This is a genomic window from Salmonella sp. SSDFZ54 (assembly GCF_004010735.1).
GTDB lineage: Bacteria > Pseudomonadota > Gammaproteobacteria > Enterobacterales > Enterobacteriaceae > Salmonella > Salmonella enterica.
The window spans coordinates 783165-799912 of the sequence record NZ_CP034819.1 but is presented as its reverse complement, the minus strand read 5'-3'; the positions used below and the strand labels follow the sequence as shown (position 1 = coordinate 799912).

15 protein-coding genes and 2 pseudogenes are annotated in these 16748 nt (G+C 55.4%); 12 read left to right on the top strand and 5 right to left on the bottom strand.

Annotated features, from left to right (window positions below; all coding sequences use genetic code 11):
- Window positions 1-8: 8 nt before the first annotated feature.
- Window positions 9-1436, bottom strand: coding sequence for a non-oxidative hydroxyarylic acid decarboxylases subunit C (locus EOS97_RS03820; RefSeq protein WP_000863168.1), 1428 nt, complete (start codon window positions 1434-1436; stop codon window positions 9-11).
- On the bottom strand, window positions 1436-2029 hold the full coding sequence (locus EOS97_RS03815; RefSeq protein WP_001237180.1) for a non-oxidative hydroxyarylic acid decarboxylases subunit B: 594 nt from the start codon (window positions 2027-2029) through the stop codon (window positions 1436-1438). Before EOS97_RS03815 ends, EOS97_RS03820 begins: the two co-directional genes overlap by 1 nt.
- A 170-nt stretch (window positions 2030-2199) precedes the next feature.
- On the opposite strand from EOS97_RS03815, the gene EOS97_RS03810 reads away from it, so the two are divergent.
- Complete coding sequence (locus EOS97_RS03810; protein ID WP_000423343.1) at window positions 2200-2604, top strand: MarR family winged helix-turn-helix transcriptional regulator; 405 nt, start codon at window positions 2200-2202, stop codon at window positions 2602-2604.
- Window positions 2605-2622: 18 nt separating this feature from the next.
- Here the strand turns inward: EOS97_RS03810 and ygbI are convergent, their stop codons facing one another.
- On the bottom strand, window positions 2623-3387 hold the full coding sequence (gene ygbI, locus EOS97_RS03805) for a DNA-binding transcriptional repressor YgbI (RefSeq protein WP_000613178.1): 765 nt from the start codon (window positions 3385-3387) through the stop codon (window positions 2623-2625).
- A 196-nt stretch (window positions 3388-3583) separates the two neighbouring features.
- On the opposite strand from ygbI, the gene ltnD reads away from it, so the two are divergent.
- The 6 genes from ltnD to EOS97_RS03775 are packed head-to-tail and all read left to right on the top strand — an operon-like array spanning window position 3584 to window position 9662.
- The gene (gene ltnD / locus EOS97_RS03800) at window positions 3584-4507 is read left to right on the top strand and encodes an L-threonate dehydrogenase (RefSeq protein ID WP_000206955.1); all 924 of its coding nucleotides are present in this window, start codon (window positions 3584-3586) and stop codon (window positions 4505-4507) included.
- Window positions 4501-5763 carry a 3-oxo-tetronate kinase gene (gene otnK / locus EOS97_RS03795; RefSeq protein ID WP_000912498.1) on the top strand — a complete coding sequence of 421 codons (1263 nt, stop codon included), beginning with the start codon at window positions 4501-4503 and terminating at the stop codon, window positions 5761-5763. The genes ltnD and otnK overlap by 7 nt, the downstream gene beginning before the upstream one ends.
- The gene (locus tag EOS97_RS03790) at window positions 5760-6398 is read left to right on the top strand and encodes an aldolase (RefSeq protein WP_000209068.1); all 639 of its coding nucleotides are present in this window, start codon (window positions 5760-5762) and stop codon (window positions 6396-6398) included. Before otnK ends, EOS97_RS03790 begins: the two co-directional genes overlap by 4 nt.
- 4 nt (window positions 6399-6402) lie before the next feature.
- On the top strand, window positions 6403-7179 hold the full coding sequence (locus EOS97_RS03785; protein ID WP_001136899.1) for an HPr family phosphocarrier protein: 777 nt from the start codon (window positions 6403-6405) through the stop codon (window positions 7177-7179).
- Window positions 7180-7218: 39 nt separating this feature from the next.
- Window positions 7219-8169, top strand: coding sequence for a D-erythronate dehydrogenase (denD, locus tag EOS97_RS03780; RefSeq protein WP_001165730.1), 951 nt, complete (start codon window positions 7219-7221; stop codon window positions 8167-8169).
- Window positions 8166-9662 (top strand): GntP family permease, encoded by a 1497-nt coding sequence (locus EOS97_RS03775; protein WP_000202725.1) that lies wholly within the window; start codon window positions 8166-8168, stop codon window positions 9660-9662. Before denD ends, EOS97_RS03775 begins: the two co-directional genes overlap by 4 nt.
- Before the next feature lie 41 nt (window positions 9663-9703).
- On the opposite strand, the gene EOS97_RS03770 is transcribed toward EOS97_RS03775, so the two are convergent.
- On the bottom strand, window positions 9704-10636 hold the full coding sequence (locus EOS97_RS03770; RefSeq protein ID WP_000216308.1) for a LysR family transcriptional regulator: 933 nt from the start codon (window positions 10634-10636) through the stop codon (window positions 9704-9706).
- Window positions 10637-10723: 87 nt separating this feature from the next.
- Here EOS97_RS03770 and EOS97_RS03765 point away from each other — a divergent pair, with 87 nt between their 5' ends.
- On the top strand, window positions 10724-11932 hold the full coding sequence (locus EOS97_RS03765; RefSeq protein WP_000222391.1) for an MFS transporter: 1209 nt from the start codon (window positions 10724-10726) through the stop codon (window positions 11930-11932).
- Window positions 11929-12309, top strand: coding sequence for a DUF4440 domain-containing protein (locus EOS97_RS03760; protein ID WP_001070481.1), 381 nt, complete (start codon window positions 11929-11931; stop codon window positions 12307-12309). The genes EOS97_RS03765 and EOS97_RS03760 overlap by 4 nt, the downstream gene beginning before the upstream one ends.
- A gap of 55 nt (window positions 12310-12364) precedes the next feature.
- Here the strand turns inward: EOS97_RS03760 and mutS are convergent, their stop codons facing one another.
- Window positions 12365-14932 (bottom strand): DNA mismatch repair protein MutS, encoded by a 2568-nt coding sequence (mutS, locus tag EOS97_RS03755; RefSeq protein WP_001005807.1) that lies wholly within the window; start codon window positions 14930-14932, stop codon window positions 12365-12367.
- 158 nt (window positions 14933-15090) lie between these two features.
- Between mutS and EOS97_RS03750 the strand changes: the two are divergent.
- The 3 genes and pseudogenes from EOS97_RS03750 to EOS97_RS03740 form a co-directional block, all read left to right on the top strand.
- Window positions 15091-15489 (top strand): annotated as a pseudogene (locus EOS97_RS03750) (cytoplasmic protein); the annotation flags it as partial.
- Window positions 15490-15699: 210 nt separating this feature from the next.
- Window positions 15700-15918: pseudogene (locus EOS97_RS03745) on the top strand (hypothetical protein); the annotation flags it as partial.
- A 156-nt stretch (window positions 15919-16074) separates the two neighbouring features.
- The gene (locus EOS97_RS03740; RefSeq protein ID WP_000445914.1) at window positions 16075-16743 is read left to right on the top strand and encodes a hypothetical protein; all 669 of its coding nucleotides are present in this window, start codon (window positions 16075-16077) and stop codon (window positions 16741-16743) included.
- The last annotated feature ends 5 nt before the right edge of the window (window positions 16744-16748 follow it).

The window sequence follows — 16748 nt, the reverse complement described above, 5'->3', positions numbered from 1 at the left end:
GTTACTCCTTATTTACGGTTGGCCAGCATGGCGGTCAGCTTTTCAGCCCAGGCTTTAGTTTCCGGTAAATCAACAACCGGCTGGCTATAGTGACCACGGTTATCTGGCGCAACCGGCGTGGTGGCGTCAATGATCAGCTTGTCGGTAATCCCCGCCGGGCTTGAGCCCGGGTCCAGTTCCAGGACGGACATATTCGGTAGCTGTACCAGATCGCCTGCCGGATTCACTTTCGACGACAATGCCCACATCACCTGTGGCAGATTGAATGGATCGACATCTTCATCGACCATGATCACCATCTTCACATATCCCAGACCGTGCGGCGTCGTCATCGCTCGCAGGCCCACCGCGCGGGCAAAGCCGCCGTAGCGTTTTTTGGTCGAGATGATGGCCAGCAGGCCGTGGGTGTACATGGCGTTTACCGCCTGCACTTCCGGAAATTCGGCTTTCAGCTGTTGATACAGTGGCACGCAGGTCGCCGGCCCCATCAGGTAGTCGATTTCTGTCCACGGCATACCTAAATAGAGCGATTCAAAAATGGGTTTGCTGCGGTAAGAGACCTTATCGATACGCACCACGGTCATGTTGCGACCGCCGGAATAGTGGCCGGTAAATTCGCCGAACGGTCCTTCAATTTCACGTTTACGGCTTTCGATGACCCCTTCAAGAATGACTTCAGATCCCCACGGCACATCAAAACCGGTCAGCGGCGCGGTGGCGATAGGATAGGGGCTTTCACGCAGCGCGCCTGCCATTTCATACTCTGACTGATCGTATTTCAGCGGCGTTGCGCCCATCAGGGTAATGATCGGATCGTTACCCAGCGTGATCGCAATCGGCAGATCTTCCCCGCGCTCTTCAGCTTTGTGCAGGTGCAATGCGATATCATGCATCGGCACTGGTTGCAGACCCAGCTTACGCTTGCCTTTAACTTCCATACGGTAGATGCCGACATTCTGTTTGCCGAAGTTATCGGGATCGAGCGGATCGCGTGATACCACACAGGCTTTATCCAGATAGAATCCGCCGTCGCCGTCGTTCAGACGAAACAGCGGCAGGATATCAAACAGGTTGATTGCGTCGCCGTCGACGGTATTTTCCGCCCAGCCCGGATTCGCCCGCCGTTCCGGCGCTACCGGAAAATTGTCCCAGCGGCGAATAAATTCATCGATCTGTTTTTTAACCGGCGTGTTAGGCGGCAAACCCAGTGAGATGGCATGGTTCTGCCAGGAACCGATGGTATTCATCGCCACGCGGGCGTCGGTAAAACCACGAATATTGTCAAACCACAGCGCGGGCGCGCCATCGCCGATTCGTCCCGTTGCGTTGGCAGCGGCGGCGAGATCCGGCTCCGCATTCACTTCCTCGCTGATTTTCAGCAGTTGTCCCTGCTGATCCAGCGCATGTAAAAAACTGCGCAAATCATCAAATGCCATTATCCATTCTCCTGTGAAAAATTTGCTGCCTGTCGCAGTCCTTGCCAGCGACGCGCGCGCGTATGCTCCAGACCAAACTGGTCGAGAACGCGCGCTACGATATGCTGGATAATATCGTCAACGGTTTGCGGCAGGTTGTAGAACGCGGGCATGGGCGGCACTATCGCCACCCCCATACGAGAAAGCGCAAGCATGTTTTCCAGATGAATCGTGCTGAGCGGCATTTCACGCGGCACAAGCACCAGCTTGCGACCCTCTTTCAACACGACATCGGCAGCGCGTCCCACCAGCCCCTCGGCATAGCCGGCGCGAACCCCCGCCAGTGTTTTCATACTGCAGGGGATAATAATCATGCCGTCGGTACGAAATGAGCCGGAGGAAATGGTCGCCGCCTGATCGGCCGGGCTATGACAATAATCTGCCAGGGCGGCTACCTCAGCGGGCGTGTAGGGCGTCTCCAGTTCAATAGTGGTTTTCGCCCACTTTGACATTACCAGATGCGTTTCAACATCAGGTATCGCCCGCAATGCCTGGAGTAGCTCGACGCCAAGCGGCGCGCCGGTCGCACCGGTCATCCCCACAATCAATCTCATTTCTTACCTCAAATATCGTTCGTATACGAACATTTTGATCAAAATACGCCCACACGGCCTTTGCGACAAGATCGCTCCCGATGCCTGCGCACGTTTAGCTAAAGCATTCGTCATTAAAAAACCGTGCATAAGTCGTTATGATAGAAAAAGTTAATTTATCCGGAGCGCTCATGGAGTTACGAAACACCGCGTTTCATCTGTTACGCCAACTTTTTCAGCAACATACCGCACGCTGGCAGCATGAACTACCGGAGCTCACCAAACCTCAATATGCGGTGATGCGCGTTATTGCTGAACATCCGGGTATTGAACAGGTCGATCTGACCGAAGCGGCGGTCAGCACTAAAGCGACGCTGGCGGAGATGTTAAGCCGGATGGAAAATCGTGGGCTGGTAAAGCGAGAAAACGATCCGCTGGATAAACGTCGGCGTTTTGTCTATCTCACCGTTCAGGGCCAAACGTTGCTCGCCGCCTCGATACCACTGGGGGATCGCGTTGACGATGAATTTTTGGGGCGACTGAGCGCTGAAGAACGCGAACAGTTTACGCAACTGGTACGCAAGATGATGACGTAAGCGGCTTGCGCCGCTCCGCTATTTTTTGGCCATCAGCAGTGAGATATCCACTTTGGCCAGCGCCCGAATTGCGCTTTCCGGCAGGCCGTCATCGGTGACGATTTGGTTGAATTCCGCCAGCGGTAACGCCAGCCACGTCGCGACCTGGCCGTATTTGGTCGCGTCGCACACTAGAATTTTTTGGCGGCTGGCGCTGGCGACGGCCCGTTTCACCGTGACTTTATCTTCTGCCGGCGTTGAAATACCGCGCACGCTCCAGGACGAGGCGGAAATAAAGGCCTGGTCAATCATCAGCCCGCGCAAAAGCGTCGCTGCGGCTTCACCGACGCACGACCGGTTTTCCCGGCATACCGCCCCGCCAGTGTGAATAATTGTGCAATCGCTATTGTCCATCAGGTAATCGGCGATAACGAAATCATTCGTCACCACCGTAAGTTTATTCATCGTAACCAGCTGCCTGGCAATCGCCAGCGTGGTAGTACCTGCATCAAGGTAGATACAGCTTTCTGGCTGTACCAGGCTGGCGGCCAGTTTGCCAATCGCCGCTTTCTGCGGCGTCGCCAGTTCGGTTTTGATCTGATGCGAGGGTTCGTGCGCCACGCGAGTCGATGATTGCACGCCGCCAGAGACCTGGATTACCGCGCCTTGCTGCTCCAGTTTTTGTAAGTCACGGCGGATAGTCATGTGGGATACATGCATGCGCTCGGTCAGTTCAGCGATACTGACGATGCCTTTCTCCGCCACCATATCAAGAATGATTTGTCGACGCTCAGTAGGTATCAACGTCTGCTCCTTTCTTTAGTCCTGTCGCGATTTTACGCGATTTCTCGTCACAGCGTGTGAAGTTCTATGAGGATTGCCTTCACAAAAAATAACACATTTTGTTATTTTTTGTGAAACAACTCACCGCAATTGTTTACAAAAACGCCTATATTCACATAACAAAACATAATATCACGTAGATTAACATGGAGTGATAATGACAACAGGAACCGATTTTCATGTCGGCATTGTGGGGCTTGGCTCAATGGGAATGGGCGCTGCGCGTTCATGCCTGCGCGCCGGGCTTTCCACATGGGGGGCCGATCTTAACCCGCAAGCGTGCGCGAATCTTCTTGCTGAAGGGGCTTGTGGGGCTGCCGCCAGCGCCAGGGAGTTCGCCGGCGTCGTGGATGCGTTAGTCATTCTGGTCGTCAATGCCGCCCAGGTCAGACAGGTGTTATTCGGTGAGGATGGCGTCGCCCATCTGATGAAACCCGGAAGCGCGGTGATGGTTTCGTCCACGATCTCAAGCGCCGACGCGCAAGAGATCGCCGCGGCGTTGACGGCATTGAATCTTAACATGCTGGATGCGCCGGTTTCCGGCGGCGCGGTAAAAGCGGCGCAGGGCGAAATGACGGTGATGGCCTCCGGGAGCGAGGCGGCGTTTACCCGCCTGAAGCCTGTGCTGGACGCCGTTGCCAGCAACGTTTATCGCATCAGCGATACGCCGGGCGCAGGCTCAACTGTCAAAATCATTCATCAACTGCTGGCTGGCGTGCATATTGCGGCGGCGGCCGAAGCGATGGCGCTGGCCGCGCGGGCCGGTATTCCTCTGGACGTGATGTATGACGTCGTGACCCATGCCGCCGGCAACTCCTGGATGTTTGAAAACCGTATGCAGCATGTCGTTGACGGCGACTATACCCCGCGTTCGGCCGTCGACATTTTTGTCAAAGATTTGGGGCTGGTTGCCGACACGGCGAAAGCGCTGCGCTTCCCCTTACCGCTGGCCTCTACGGCGTTAAATATGTTCATCAGCGCCAGTAACGCCGGTTATGGCAAAGAGGATGACAGCGCTGTGATCAAAATTTTCTCGGGGATTACTCTGCCTGGCGTCACGCCTGAGGAGCCGTCATGTTAAAAATTGGCGTCATTGCCGACGATTTTACCGGCGCGACTGACATCGCCAGTTTTCTGGTCGAAAACGGGATGCCGACAGTGCAGATCAATGATGTCCCAACCGGGACGCAACCGGAAGGGTGCGACGCGGTGGTTATCAGCCTGAAAACCCGCTCATGCCCGGCGCAAGAGGCGATAAAACAATCGCTGGCGGCGCTGGTATGGCTGAAAAAACAGGGCTGCCAGCAAGTCTATTTCAAATATTGCTCGACTTTCGATAGTACCACCGAAGGCAATATCGGCCCGGTCACCGATGCGCTGATGGTGGCGCTGGATACCTCATTTACCGTGATTTCTCCCGCGCTGCCGGTTAACGGACGCACGGTTTATCAGGGCTATCTGTTTGTCATGAACCACTTGCTGGCGGAGTCCGGTATGCGCCACCACCCTATCAATCCGATGACCGACAGCTACCTGCCGCGTCTGATGGAAGCGCAGGCGCAAGGGCGCTGCGGCGTTATTCCGGCTCAGACGATTGATGAAGGCGTTGCCGCGACCCGTGCGGCGCTGTCGCGTTTACAGCAGGAAGGATATCGCTACGCGGTACTTGACGCGCTCAATGAGCGGCACCTGGAAATCCAGGGCGAGGTTTTGCGTGATGCCCTGCTGGTGACCGGCGGTTCCGGGCTGGCAATGGGGCTGGCGCGTCAGTGGGCGAAGCACGGCGTTTCTCAGGCCCGTTCCGCAGGCTATCCACTGAGCGGTCGCGCGGTGGTGCTTTCCGGTTCCTGTTCGCAAATGACGAATCAGCAGGTGGCTTTCTATCGACAACATGCTCCCACACGCGACGTTGACGTGGCGCGCTGCCTGTCATCCGAGACGCGCGAGGCCTACGCTGAAGCGCTGGCGCAGTGGGTGCTCAGTCAGGACAGCGAACTGGCGCCAATGATTAGCGCCACCGCCTCCACGCAGGCGCTGGCTGCCATCCAGCAGCAATATGGTGCTACCGAAGCCAGCTATGCGGTAGAGGCGCTCTTTTCCCTGCTGGCCGCTCGCTTAGCGGAAGGCGGTATCACCCGGTTTATCGTGGCGGGCGGCGAAACCTCGGGCGTGGTGACGCAAAGCCTCGGTATTACCGGTTTTCACATCGGACCGTGCATTTCACCCGGCGTGCCGTGGGTCAATGCGCTCCATGCGCCGGTCTCGCTGGCGCTAAAGTCAGGCAATTTTGGCGATGAATCCTTTTTCATCCGCGCTCAAAGGGAGTTTCAGGTATGACGACACTGGCAAAAGAAGAGCACGCTTTGCGAGAAGAGATGGTCAGGATAGCCGCCTCGTTTTTCCAGCGCGGCTATGCCACCGGCTCGGCAGGCAACCTCTCGCTGTTACTGCCGGACGGCAATATTCTGGCGACGCCCACCGGTTCGTGTCTGGGTAATCTCGACCCGCAGCGGCTATCCAAAGTGGACCCGCAGGGCGAATGGCTCAGCGGCGATAAACCGTCTAAAGAGGTGCGTTTTCATCTGGCGTTGTATCGCAATAACCCTTGCTGCAAGGCCGTGGTACATCTGCACAGCACCTGGTCAACGGCGCTTTCCTGTCTCGAAGGGCTGGACCCGCAAAATGTGATTCGCCCGTTTACCCCCTATGTGGTGATGCGGATGGGCGACATTCCGCTGGTTCCCTACTATCGCCCGGGGGATGACCGAATTGCCCGCGATTTGGCAGCGCTGGCGGCCCGGCATCAGGCCTTTTTACTGGCTAATCATGGGCCGGTCGTGTGCGGGGAGAATTTGCAGGAAGCCGCTAATAATACCGAGGAGCTGGAAGAGACGGCAAAGCTGATTTTTATCCTTGGCGAACGCCCGATTCGTTATTTAACCACCGAAGAAATTGCGCAGTTAAGGAGATAACCCGATGCCGCGTTTTGCCGCCAATTTGTCGATGATGTTTACCGAAGTGCCGTTTATCGAGCGTTTTGCCGCCGCTGCCGAAGCCGGTTTTCAGGCCGTTGAGTTTCTGTTCCCCTACGGCTTTGCCGCCAGCGAGATTAAAGCCCAGCTATCGCGTCATGATCTGACGCTGGCGCTGTTTAATACTTCGGCGGGCGATACCGCGGCGGGCGAGTGGGGACGTGCCGCGCTACCGGGGCGCGAACACGACGCGCGCGCCGATATCGATCTGGCTCTGGAATACGCTCTGGCGCTGGAATGCGAGCAGGTTCACATCATGGCGGGCGTAGTGCCGGATGGCGCTGATGGCGCACGTTATCGCGCCACGTTTATCGATAATTTGCGTTATGCCGCCGACCGGTTTGCTGCCCACGATAAACGTATTTTGATCGAAGCGCTGAGTCCCGGCGTTAAACCCGGCTACCTCTTTTCCAGCCAATATCAGGCGCTGGGCATCGCAGAAGAGGTTGACCGCCCGAATGTGTTCATCCAGCTCGACACTTTCCACGCGCAAAAAGTGGATGGCAATTTGAGTCACCTGATTCGCGAGTATGCGGGCCGCTATGCCCATGTACAAATCGCCTCGCTACCGGACAGACATGAACCGGATGATGGCGAGATCAACTACCCATGGCTGTTCCGGCTGTTCGATGACGTAGGTTATCGCGGCTGGATAGGCTGCGAATACCAACCACGGAATACCACGCAGGACGGGCTTGGCTGGTTTAACGCCTGGCGCTAACCCTGAACTACCCTACACAACAATAAAGAGGACATCCGGATGCAGATTATCATTACCGGCGGGGGCGGCTTTTTAGGCCAGAAACTCGCAAGCGCCTTATTAAACTCATCGCTGGCGTTTAACGAACTGCTTCTTGTTGATTTAAAAATGCCTGCACGGTTATCAGATTCCCCTCGTTTACGCTGCCTGGAAGCTGACTTAACCCAGCCGGGCGTGCTGGAGAACGTGATTACCGCTAATACCTCTGTTGTTTATCATCTCGCTGCGATTGTCAGCAGCCATGCGGAAGACGATTTCGATCTGGGATGGAAAGTTAACCTGGATCTTACCCGCCAGTTACTTGAGGCGTGTCGTCGGCAACCGCAGAAAATTCGTTTTGTCTTCTCCAGCTCGCTTGCCGTTTATGGCGGTACGCTGCCGGAATGCGTCACCGATACCACCGCACTCACGCCGCGCTCGTCTTATGGCGCGCAGAAGGCCGCCTGTGAACTGTTGGTCAACGACTATACCCGCAAAGGCTATGTGGATGGGCTGGCGCTGCGTTTGCCGACGATCTGTGTTCGCCCGGGTAAACCAAACCGCGCCGCCTCTTCTTTTGTCAGCGCGATTATTCGTGAACCGTTGCAGGGCGAGACGACCGTCTGCCCGGTGTCGGAAAGTTTGCGGCTGTGGATTTCCAGCCCGGCGACGGTGATCCATAACCTGTCGCTGGCCGCAACGTTACCCGCGCCTGGCGAGGCGAGCAGCATCAACTTACCCGGGATCAGCGTAACCGTGGGCGAGATGCTGGAAACGTTGTGTCAGGCGGGCGGCCAGGCGGCGCGCGATCGGGTTACGCATCAGCGCGACGAAGGCGTCGAGAAAATTGTCGCCTCCTGGCCGGGACGTATCGATAACCAGCGTGCGCTGGCGTTAGGTTTTGTCGCCGATAAACGCTTCGATGACATTATTGAACGCTTTCGACAAGATGATATGGAGGGGAGGTCATGACAAGTTTACCGACCCCAATTATCGGCCTGATCGTTGCCGTTTTCGTTCTGGTATGGCTGGTGTTACGCACCCGTGTTCATGCGCTGATCGCGATGCTGGCGGCGGCCTGTATTGCCGGTCTGTTGGGGGGAATGGGCATTGATAAAACGCTCTCTGTCATCACCAGCGGATTCGGTACGACGCTGGGCAGCATTGGCCTGGTGATTGGTCTCGGCGTAATGATGGGGCGCTTGCTGGAGGTTTCCGGCGCGGCGGAGCGTATCGCCTGGAGCTTTATCAAATGGCTGGGGAAACGCCGTGAAGAGTGGGCGCTGGCGATCACGGGTTATATTGTCAGCATCCCCATTTTCGTCGATTCCGCTTTTGTCATTCTTTATCCGGTGGCGAAAGCGCTGGCGAAAAGCGGTAAACGTTCGCTACTGACGCTGGGCGTCGCGCTGGCGGGCGGGCTGGTGGTCACTCACCATACGGTACCTCCGACGCCAGGCCCGCTGGGGGTAGCCGGGATTTTTAACGTCGACATCGGCGCAATGTTATTGACCGGGATGGCGCTGGCGGTGCCCTGTGTGATCGGCATTGTGTTCTATGCGCAGTGGCTGGATAAACGCTACCCTGATTTCGTGCCGCGTACGCTGAACGCCGATGAAGTCAATGCCGCGCTGGAGCAGTACAATAAAGAGAAAGAGCAAAAGGATCTGCCGAGCCTGACGCTCTCTCTGCTGCCTATTGTGGTGCCGATCGTGCTGATCTTCCTGAAGGCTATCTGTTCCACCCTCGCCACTGTAGAAGGATGGTCCGGCCTGGCGACGCATCCGGTGGTACAGGCAATCAACTTTGTGGGAAGTCCAGTGATCGCGTTGGCCATCAGCGTTCTGCTGGCGGTGTATACGCTGGTGCCGCGCATGGATAAACATACCACCGCAGAGCGTCTGGAAGAGGGCTTGCAAAGCGCCGGGATTATCTTACTGGTCACGGGCGCTGGCGGCGCGTTGGGCGCGATCCTGCGCGACAGCGGCGCGGGGCAACAGCTGGCGGAGCAGGTTGCCAACCTGCCGATCTCGCCGATCCTGATCCCGTTTATCGTGGCGACGCTGGTACGCCTGATTCAGGGATCGGGGACGGTGGCGATGATCACTGCCGCCTCGATTTCCGCGCCGATCCTGGCGCAGATCCCCGGCATCAATATGTTGCTTGCCGCTCAGGCCGCAACGATGGGGTCGCTGTTCTTCGGCTACTTCAACGATAGCCTGTTCTGGGTGGTTAACCGCATGATGGGCGTCTCTGATGTCAAACAGCAGATGGTGGTTTGGTCTGTACCGACGACCATTGCCTGGGCGATTGGCGGCACCGGCGTGGCGCTGATTAACCTGCTGTTCGGTTCCGGCGGCAGTTGGCTCGATCCGTTACTGCCGATTGTCGTTCTGGCGGCAATTATGCTGTGGGTGCGTTGGCAGGCGCAGGGGATCAAAGACAAGCTGGTAGTTAAGGATTAAGACGGTATTATCCGTCCGGGAGCGCAATGCTCCCGGGCTGGCTACAATGATGGGGCGTGCTCCCCGCAATCCCATTGCGAACGTAAAAAATCAATAAATGCGCGTACTTTTGTCGATACATGGCGGGCGTCCGGATAAACGGCATAAATGCCCTGACGGGGAAAATGATAGTCGGGTAACAGGTGAATTAACGTTCCATCCTCCAGTGCGGTGTTGACTAACCATTGCGGCAGTAATGCGACGCCGCTTCCTGCGAGAGCGAAGGCCATCAGCGAGCGCGCGCTGTCGACAGAAATTTTGCCGGCTTTGCTTATCTCCAGGCGTGAGTGTTGGCCATGATTATTCGTTACTGTCCACCGTAGCGGCGTAGGTAATCGCTCATGAATAATCCATTCCGCCTGGGCCAACGACTCCAGTGACGACACGGGGTGGCGGGCGAGCCACTGCGGCGCGGCGACCGGCAGAATGGTAAAGCGGGATATCAGCGCGGCGCGATAGCGGGAGTCCGCCAGCGAGCCAAGCCGAATCGCCACATCAAAGCGCTCGGCAATTAAATCGGCATGATGTGATGAGGACATATGCCGAATACGGAGATCGGGATGGCGCTGACTAAACTGCGCCAGTACCGGAATGACCACCTGTTCGCCAAACTCGGACGTAGTGGTAATACGTAACTCGCCGCCCAGCCCACTATGGCTGGCACGCACTTCATCCTGCAAATTTTTCGCTGCATTGAGTAAATTCACGCCTTTTTGGTAAAAGAGGACGCCGGCGTCTGTGAGCGTCAGTCGTCGGGTGGAACGTAGCAGTAACGTTACGCCAAGCTCTTTTTCAAGCTGCCGAATATTAAAACTCACTACCGCTTTTGTTTGGCCCGATGCGGCCGCCGCCGCCGTGAAGCTGCCGCTATCTACCACGGCGATAAACAGCGACATACGCTGCAAATTGAGCATGGCGAGCTCCTTTACTGTCAAAATTATTTTGACAGTATATCGTTGAAGCGCGGACTTATCTGGCTTTCTCCGGACGGCTACATTAGCGCCTCTGACGGAGGATGCATAATGACGTATCGCAGTAAAGTGGCAGTGGTTTACCTGCTCGGCTTCTTTCTTGATCTGATTAATCTGTTTATTGCCAGCGTGGCTTTTCCTGCGATGTCCGTGGATCTGCATACGTCCATATCGGCGCTGGCATGGGTGAGTAACGGTTATATCGCAGGATTAACGCTGATCGTTCCGTTTAGCGCGTTTCTTTCGCGTTATCTCGGCGCACGACGGTTGATCATATTTTCGCTCATTCTGTTTAGCGTTGCCGCCGCTGCCGCAGGTTTTGCCGATTCATTACACAGCCTTGTTTTCTGGCGTATTGTGCAGGGGGCGGGCGGTGGCTTATTGATCCCGGTTGGTCAGGCGTTAACCTGGCAACAGTTTGAACCGCATGAACGCGCTGGCGTGTCATCGGTTGTCATGATGGTGGCGCTACTGGCGCCGGCATGTTCGCCTGCGATTGGTGGGCTGCTGGTGGAAACGTGCGGCTGGCGCTGGATATTCTTTGCCACGCTGCCGGTGGCCGTTCTCACTTTATTGCTCGCTTATTGTTGGCTGAACGCCGCGTCGACGACAATGGCGTCAGCAAGATTGCTCCATCTGCCGTTGTTGACGGACAGGCTGCTGCGTTTTGCCATGATCGTCTATCTGTGCGTACCGGGTATGTTCATTGGTATCAGCGTGGTCGGGATGTTTTATCTACAGAACGTCGCGCAGCTATCTCCTGCGGCGGCGGGGTCGCTGATGATCCCCTGGTCGATCGCTTCATTTGTCGCCATTATGCTTACTGGACGTTACTTCAATCGGCTTGGGCCGCGTCCGCTGATTATCGTCGGCTGTCTTCTTCAGGCCGCAGGGATACTGCTTTTAACTAACGTTACGCCTGCGACATCGCACCGTGTACTGATGATGATATTCGCCTTAATGGGCGCTGGCGGCAGTTTGTGCAGCAGTACCGCGCAGAGTGGCGCTTTCCTGACTATTGCTCGCCGGGACATGCCTGACGCCAGCGCGCTATGGAATCTTAATCGTCAGATCAGCTTTTTCCTTGGCGCGACGCTGTTGACGCTGCTGTTAAATGCGCTCCAGCGCGTTATGTCGCTTGAGGTTGCTTATCGCTGGACCTTTATTGCCGCCGCCGGTATCACCCTGCTGCCCCTTATTTACGCTGTTTGTCTAAACAATAGACAGGCGCTTCTGTGCCTGAAAAAGGAAAGATCATGAATCCATATAAAGAAGAAATTATTCACGCCCATGCGGCGATTGAGAACTGGCTTAGTAAGGGGGTGGGTAGCCTGGAGGCGTTGATAGCGCGTTTTGCTGTTGATTTTACGATGATAACGCCAGGAGGTATTTGTCTGGATTATCCGGCGCTGGGCGCTTTTTTCCAGGCGCAGCGCGGGTGTCGCCCGGGGCTGGTTATCGTGGTTGAGCACATTGACCTTGTGGCGGAGTGGCCGGAAGGCGCCGCGCTGCGTTATCGTGAGCGCCAGCAACTGCCGGGCCAGGCTGAGACGGTACGCTGGTCGACGGTCATTTTAAAAAGGGAAAGAGGACGGATAGTCTGGCGTCATTTACATGAAACGACAGTCACAGCCTGAAAAGCCTGTTCCGGCGCGCAGACCCGATAGCGCGGTGCTATCGGGTCTGACACGTTTACACTAGACTTTTCAGCCGATAGATCCACTCCAGCGCCTGGCGTGGCGTCAGGGAGTCCGGATCGAGATTCTCCAGCGCTTCAACGGCAGGCGATGTCTCCTCCGGGGCGGCAAGCAACGACATTTGCGTGCCGTCCACCTGCGTTGCCGCCGCATTGGGCGAGATGCTCTCCAGCTCGCGGAGTTTTTGGCGCGCGCGTTTGATGACTTCTTTAGGGACGCCCGCAAGCGCCGCGACCGCCAGACCATAGCTCTTACTTGCCGCGCCGTCCTGCACGCTGTGCATAAACGCGATAGTATCGCCGTGTTCCAGCGCATCCAGGTGGACGTTCGCCACGCCTTCCATTTTCTCCGGTAATTGGGTCAGCTCGAAGTAGTGGGTAGCGAACAGCGTTAACGCTTTAATCTTATTCGCGAGATTCTCCGCGCAGGCCCAGGCCAACGACAGCCCGTCATACGTAGAGGTACCGCGCCCGATTTCATCCATCAATACCAGACTGTTTTCCGTGGCATTATGCAGAATGTTCGCGGTTTCGGTCATCTCCACCATAAAGGTCGAACGCCCGGAAGCCAGGTCGTCCGCTGCGCCGACGCGGGTAAAAATACGGTCGATGGGGCCGATTTCCACGTTTTGCGCCGGAACGTAACTGCCGATATAGGCCAGCAGGGCGATCAATGCCGTTTGTCGCATATAGGTACTTTTACCGCCCATATTGGGGCCGGTAATGATCAACATCCGGCGCTGCGGCGACAGGTTGAGCGGGTTAGCGATAAACGGCTCATTCAGTACCTGTTCAACCACCGGGTGGCGACCTTCGGTAATACGGATACCGGGTTTATCGGTAAATGTCGGGCAGGTGTAATTCAGCGTCCAGGCGCGTTCGGCCAGGTTAACCAGCACATCCAGCTCCGCCAGCGCGTTGGCGCTCTGCTGTAAATCGGCCAGATGCGGCAACAGCAGATCAAACAATTCGTCATATAGCTGTTTTTCCAGCGCCAGCGCTTTGCCTTTCGAGGTCAGAACTTTATCTTCGTACTCTTTAAGCTCAGGAATAATGTAGCGTTCGGCATTTTTCAGCGTCTGGCGACGCACATAATTGATGGGCGCCAGATGGCTTTGACCACGGCTAATCTGAATGTAATAACCATGTACCGCGTTATAGCCGACTTTCAGCGTATCCAGCCCGGTACGCTCGCGCTCGCGAATTTCCAGACGATCGAGATAATCGGTGGCGCCGTCCGCCAGCGCGCGCCATTCGTCCAGCTCTTCATGGTAGCCGGGCGCAATAACGCCGCCGTCGCGGACCAGTACCGGCGGCGCGTCAATAATGGCGCGTTCCAGGAGGTCGCGCAGCTCGGCGAAATCGCCCATTTTTTTACGCAACGCCTGTACCGGCGCGCTGTCAACGGTTTCAAGCTGAGCGTGCAATTCCGGCAGCTGCTGGAAGGCGTGACGCATTCGGGCGAGATCGCGCGGACGCGCGGTGCGCAGCGCCAGACGCGCAAGGATACGCTCCAAATCGCCGACCTGACGCAGCACCGGTTGCAGTTCGCTGACGGTGTCCTGCAAGGCGCCGATGGTCTGCTGGCGTTCACGTAATATGTCGGTATTTCGTACCGGCATATGCAGCCAGCGTTTAAGCATTCGGCTACCCATTGGCGTCACGGTACAGTCAAGCACCGCGGCGAGGGTATTTTCGACACCGCCGGCCAGGTTCTGGGTAATTTCCAGATTGCGGCGGGTCGCGGCATCCATAATGATGCTGTCCTGCTGGCGTTCCATCGTAATGGAACGAATATGCGGCAGGGAGGTGCGCTGGGTATCTTTTACGTACTGTAACAGGCAGCCTGCCGCACATAATCCACGCGAGGCATTTTCGACGCCGAAACCGACCAGATCCCGCGTACCGAATTGCAGATTTAACTGCTGGCGGGCGGTATCAATCTCAAACTCCCACAACGGGCGACGGCGCAGACCCCGGCGTCCCTCTATTAACGCCATTTCAGCAAAATCTTCGGCATACAACAGTTCGGCGGGATTGGTGCGCTGCAGCTCTGCGGCCATCGTTTCACGGTCGGCGGGTTCGCTCAGACGAAAGCGCCCGGAGCTGATATCCAGCGTGGCGTAACCGTAGCCTTTACCATCCTGCCAGATAGCCGCCAGCAGGTTATCCTGACGCTCCTGTAACAGGGCTTCATCGCTGATGGTGCCAGGCGTAACGATACGCACGACCTTACGTTCAACGGGACCTTTGCTGGTGGCCGGATCGCCAATCTGTTCGCAAATAGCGACGGATTCGCCCTGATTGACCAGTTTCGCGAGGTAGTTTTCTACGGCGTGGTGCGGGATACCCGCCATAGGGATAGGTTCGCCAGCCGATGCGCCGCGTTTGGTCAGCGAAATATCGAGCAACTGCGACGCACGCTTTGCGTCGTCATAAAACAGCTCGTAAAAGTCTCCCATACGATAAAAGAGCAGGATCTCCGGATGCTGGGCTTTCAGCTTGAGATACTGCTGCATCATGGGGGTGTGGTTGGAGAAGTCCTTATCAAATGACTCATTCATATTGATTTTACTCGTTTTTTTATTCTTTCAAGTGCTCATGTGGCCCCGGGTAAAACCCTTATAAACTCACATAAACCCATAAATTTGTAGCTCACCTGTAGCCTAAAATGTGACAGGTTACATTCTCATCATTCCTGGACTACAACAGGGGTGATACTTTGAAAACAACTCTCAGCCAGCCTTTCATTATCAACAAGTTAAGTATCAATGTTAAGTCTGCACTCAGTCGCTCTGGAAAAATCGTTTTCGAAGCTAACCCAGCTCAAAAACTCTACATTGTTTTCGATGACCACAGAGAAGCTCCTGCTGGTTTCGGGGTAAAAGCCAGTTTGACGAAAAAAACCTACGTAATCCAGCGAAGAGTAGCCTCGTCAGATCGTAATGTCAGTGAGGGTAGGAAGCCAAGTTCTGTCTTGAAAGTAAAAGTTGGAAATGTGTTCGATTTTCCAAATATTGACGAAACAAGGCAAGTAGCCAGGCAATTAGTTCAGACCAGGCTCGCAACAAAGAGAAATCCCAACAAAATTAAGAGGGAAACGGATGCTTCCAAACTCAAAATGAGACTGTAATTAAAATTGTGTAATTACCTGATTTTGATATGTTCGATTCAACATCAAAAGCTGGTTGCTTTATGGACGAAAAACAGTTGCAGGCTCTGGCTAATGAACTGGCCAAAATCTCAAAATACCTGAAGATCTCAGCCCGTTCGATCGTCTGCTGAAGAAAAACCAGACTCGCATTTCCGGCATAGATAACCAACATGCTATCAAAAGCGTACGGTGTTTCCGACGGACGAGTCAGTGAAAAAGGTTGTGTGACTGGCAATTCAGGCCGACATCCGAAAATGGACAATGTCGCTAAGGGACTGGCTCATGACAACGAGTCGCTTTATTATCACGCTCGGGTTCGGTAGCCGCCTGGACGTTCACTTCCGAGAAAGGCATTTACACCGAATGGTGTATAGGCTCGTGGTTGGTCTTCGGTGAGAGGCAGGATGTCTCTCATTAATCTCCAGGAGCGTACAATAGTTGCTCCGGCAGCCTGAAGGATGAAGTGTATATAACCTGAAACATAACGGATATAGCTTCCTTACTCAACCTGACGTAATACGCCGACAGTAAAATCAGGGATACCATACCATCATGGAAAGTCGTCAATACACCCGGCATCTTTCGCTTTCGGAGCTGAAATGGTTTGCTATCGGGATCGGTTTTTTTATTCTCAGCATAGCAACAGCCACCGTGAATTATCGGCTTTCCGGTATATCGCTACTGGTGGGCCTGTTGTTTATCATCTGGAAATTCAGCGTCACAGTTCTGTTTCTGTTTACGCCGCGCAGGATGACGTTAACCGAAACCGCGTTGCAGGCCGGGCATCGTGTTATCCATTACGATGCGCTTGAATCAATGCGTCTGCTCCACCAATCCGACAAACTCATCTTGCGCCACAGTGGCGGCAAGAAGTACGTCATCTACCTTGATTTCTGGAACGATGGCAACGGAATTTACGACCGACTGGCTGCTGAACTTGTCCGGCGACACGGTTCTGCGCTGGGGGCGCGCCTCGCCGCCGATGGACGTCTTAAATTCGGCAAAGTGACCGCGCTGGCGGATCGGCTTGAACACAAAAACCGGGCGGTGCCGTATGCGCAGATCGCCAGTATTCGCACCCAGCGCGAGGAGGGTGCTGGCAGTTCAATGAGCTATCTGATGATTAGCACCGCTACGGGCCGGATCTGCAAAATCGACCGCTCCACTATCGTCAATGAGCCGCTGCTGCTCAACTTTCTTTCCCAGCGTTTACCCGCCTGACGACA

What these genes read in the sequence shown, in the direction of transcription:
- EOS97_RS03820 (WP_000863168.1), bottom strand. Translation starts at nt 1,436, where the DNA reads ATGGCATTTGATGATTTGCGCAGTTTTTTACATGCGCTGGATCAGCAG.
- EOS97_RS03815 (WP_001237180.1), bottom strand. Translation starts at nt 2,029, where the DNA reads ATGAGATTGATTGTGGGGATGACCGGTGCGACCGGCGCGCCGCTTGGC.
- EOS97_RS03810 (WP_000423343.1), top strand. Translation starts at nt 2,200, where the DNA reads ATGGAGTTACGAAACACCGCGTTTCATCTGTTACGCCAACTTTTTCAG.
- ltnD (WP_000206955.1), top strand. Translation starts at nt 3,584, where the DNA reads ATGACAACAGGAACCGATTTTCATGTCGGCATTGTGGGGCTTGGCTCA.
- otnK (WP_000912498.1), top strand. Translation starts at nt 4,501, where the DNA reads ATGTTAAAAATTGGCGTCATTGCCGACGATTTTACCGGCGCGACTGAC.
- EOS97_RS03790 (WP_000209068.1), top strand. Translation starts at nt 5,760, where the DNA reads ATGACGACACTGGCAAAAGAAGAGCACGCTTTGCGAGAAGAGATGGTC.
- EOS97_RS03785 (WP_001136899.1), top strand. Translation starts at nt 6,403, where the DNA reads ATGCCGCGTTTTGCCGCCAATTTGTCGATGATGTTTACCGAAGTGCCG.
- denD (WP_001165730.1), top strand. Translation starts at nt 7,219, where the DNA reads ATGCAGATTATCATTACCGGCGGGGGCGGCTTTTTAGGCCAGAAACTC.
- EOS97_RS03775 (WP_000202725.1), top strand. Translation starts at nt 8,166, where the DNA reads ATGACAAGTTTACCGACCCCAATTATCGGCCTGATCGTTGCCGTTTTC.
- EOS97_RS03765 (WP_000222391.1), top strand. Translation starts at nt 10,724, where the DNA reads ATGACGTATCGCAGTAAAGTGGCAGTGGTTTACCTGCTCGGCTTCTTT.
- EOS97_RS03760 (WP_001070481.1), top strand. Translation starts at nt 11,929, where the DNA reads ATGAATCCATATAAAGAAGAAATTATTCACGCCCATGCGGCGATTGAG.
- mutS (WP_001005807.1), bottom strand. Translation starts at nt 14,932, where the DNA reads ATGAATGAGTCATTTGATAAGGACTTCTCCAACCACACCCCCATGATG.
- EOS97_RS03740 (WP_000445914.1), top strand. Translation starts at nt 16,075, where the DNA reads ATGGAAAGTCGTCAATACACCCGGCATCTTTCGCTTTCGGAGCTGAAA.